The following is a 2,705-nucleotide window of genomic DNA, read 5'->3' as shown; positions in this document are numbered from 1 at the left end:
GCACCTTCTCCGTACTGATCTAAAACTACGGCTGTTATTTGAGAGATGTTTCTTCCTGTGGCTGGTAAAATTTCTGGGTAAGCACCGACTGTTATAAAATCTATAAAAGGTCTGATAGGAGATACCTGATAATTATATTGTGACCCCCAATCATTATCTACACCATAATAAGTAGCTTCATCTTGTAATCTATACATACTGTCACCAACAATAGATATATTATAAACAGGTATTACAGTAGACCCATTAGATCTAATATTATCCATATTCATTACACCATAATAAGGTATAGATGCTAGAGGATAGCGAATATATCCATAATCATAAGTAAGGTCATCAAAGTAAGACCCAGATACAGTAACACCACTACTATAAAGACCTAAACTTAAACTACACTCACTTTGATAGGTGTTTAATGAATCAAATAAAGTCCAATTTGAATCAAATACCCCAGACACCGAAGTCTTATAATAAAAATTAAGAGTATAACCACTCCGTGTTGTTCTTAAAAAATAATTTCTATCAACCACTGGAAAAATTGATGAACTATCTAAACTTCCATTAATAGCCGTATAAAATTTATAATTATCAGTTATGTGTGAATAATAAGCTTCACCATATAAATCAGATATTTCATCTGTTGTCAGTTCTCTGTTATATATTCTTATCTGATCTAAATTACCCAACGCACCTTGACTTGGTGAACTACTAGCCTGATTGCCAATAACACCTATCGGGTAAGAATTATTATTAAAAGAACTATTTGAATTTTGAAGCAAAGTTTTATTAATATAAAGTTTAGAATTAGTACCATTCTTTATAAGAACTATGTGGTACCAATTACCAACGGTAAGCTGAAAACCAGAAGAATAAAAACCAACATTATAGAAACCTATATAACCACTTGTATCTATTATTATATGATGATAACTTCCTCCATTTCTACAAACTAAGGTGTTCCAATTACCTCCATTGCCGTTGTAGTAATAAAATAAGGAAATACTTACTATTGAACCAGCGACAGCCGAGCTTAAAAGTATATAATCAGTCTTACTATCTATTTGACCGGCATTACTTACTAAACCAGGAACTATACCTATACTACTCATAGCAGCATTAGAACCAATTCCACTAGTATCATAAAGAGTAGTACCTAAATATGACTCAAAGGTGTATTCTCTTATCAAACCGCTGGACGGAACAACTGGCATTTCATTATTTTCATAATAAAAACCAAACTCTGCAGTATAATCTCCATTATAAGGAAATGAAAATTTTATATAGTGTTTATAGTTAAAAGTATTATAACCATAAGAATAATCAGCATGATCTCCAACAGTCCCACTAACCACCACATCAAAATCATTTATTATTTCATATTTAGACATTATTTCATCAGTACCATTTATTACAGTAGAACAAAATAAAGCATTATTGTAAATTCTAGGGTCTCCGTTTACTATAGACCATTTTATGGTGTCAGGTAAAGATCCATCAGCACCAGTAAAATCATCATTAACAGTATAGGCATCATATCTATCTGAAAAACTACTCATATTTATTAGTTTTGCATTAGTATTTTTTACATATACTAAAGAGTGTGCGTCTGGATAATCTAATAACACATTTTGGAACCTACTAAATGTGGATGCGTAAACACTTTTGTAATCAATATCTCTAGTAGAAGAAACATAATTACCATCAATAGAATTAATTCTAATTAAAGAACCTTCGGAACTACTTGTACCAACATAATCATTAAATATAAAGAGACTTTTATTTATTCCTACTTGATTGCCTTCACTATATGAATAATTAAGATTACCAGATAATATTATTTGGCCAGCTACTACCAAATCAGCAGTAACATCTTCTCTTTCCCCGGAGGAATTAGGCCCTAAACTTAAAACAGTGCCAGACGTAACCACACTATCATAGTACTCATCGATGCTTATTACATTACTGCCGGAAGAAAAATTACTTGAAAATTCAGTTAAATAGTGCTCTATACCAAAAGCTCTAGAATAATAAGTATTTACATTAGTATTTCTATATATAAATTCTTCTTTCAACTTGCATTCATAATCATCAACCAACCACTTTCTAATTAAAACACCTTTGTTGGAACCAAGTAACTGCAAAGTCCAAAAATAAGTACCATCGTATTGAGAACTTAAAACCTCACCTAAGGTGATTTTAGATTCTATTCTTTTTAGATCTACCACCACATTTGGGTTACCTGACCAACTAGATGCATACGCTCTTATCCTAACGTCGTTATTTGAAATATGTAGTGTGGTATTAGATAGTGCAGTCCAGGCAGTACCACTATAATACTGATTATAAACAGTACTACCAGATCTATAAATTCTTAATCCACCTTCAGAAAAATAAGCATCAGATGGGATAGTAGCAATACTACCTATGTCTGTCCACACAGAACCATCATAGTGCCAAGACTGGTAATCATGATTGTCTACACCATTACATCTTCTAGCTATTTGTATCATCTTAGTAGATGCAGTACCAAAACTAACACCATGAATACGTAAACATGGAGCATCCCAATAAGCTGGTCCATTATCATAAGACACTATATTGAAAAATAAACGTAAATCAAAATCCCCAGTTAACCACCAACTACCAAAAATAGTATTATCATTATATTCATTAGAAAATAAACCTGGAGTATTAGCATTGGCTGA

General features: G+C 32.0%; 1 protein-coding gene. It reads right to left on the bottom strand.

Annotation, left to right across the window (positions count from 1 at the left end):
* The coding region (locus tag M0Q17_RS11160; protein WP_295086862.1) for a LamG domain-containing protein at positions 1-2,705 on the bottom strand (2,705 nt) is incomplete at both ends.

The organism is Sulfurimonas sp., from assembly GCF_023229105.1.
Lineage (GTDB): Bacteria > Campylobacterota > Campylobacteria > Campylobacterales > Sulfurimonadaceae > Sulfurimonas.
Note: the sequence above shows the minus strand (reverse complement) of the source record. Positions and strands in the feature narration are given on the sequence as shown.